Origin of the sequence: Lysinibacillus sp. GbtcB16, assembly GCF_019091145.1 — a bacterium.
GTDB lineage: Bacteria > Bacillota > Bacilli > Bacillales_A > Planococcaceae > Lysinibacillus > Lysinibacillus fusiformis.
The window spans coordinates 1-254 of sequence record NZ_JAGXJV010000625.1; the positions used below are offsets into that span (position 1 = coordinate 1).

Sequence of the window (254 nt, forward strand, 5' to 3'; positions counted from 1 at the left end):
CCCTGTTCATCCTCCCGGAGATTGTGCTCTTTATTCTTTTTCTATGGGTTCCGATTGTCAATGGCATTTTTTACAGCTTTTTCAATATTGATTTTGTGGATGGCAATCAGTTTATTGGGCTGGCTAATTATGTGCGTATTTTTCAGGATGAGCTGCTGTTTACTTCTGTTAAAAATACCTTGTACTATATGGGGCTCGGTATCGTCATCGGCTTCTGGGTTCCGCCGCTTATCGCCATTGCCGTGTCGGAGTTG

The 254-nt window shown here is 43.3% G+C and carries 1 pseudogene; it reads left to right on the top strand.

The features are described from left to right. Positions 1-254 (top strand): annotated as a pseudogene (locus tag KVT27_RS25440) (carbohydrate ABC transporter permease); the annotation flags it as partial.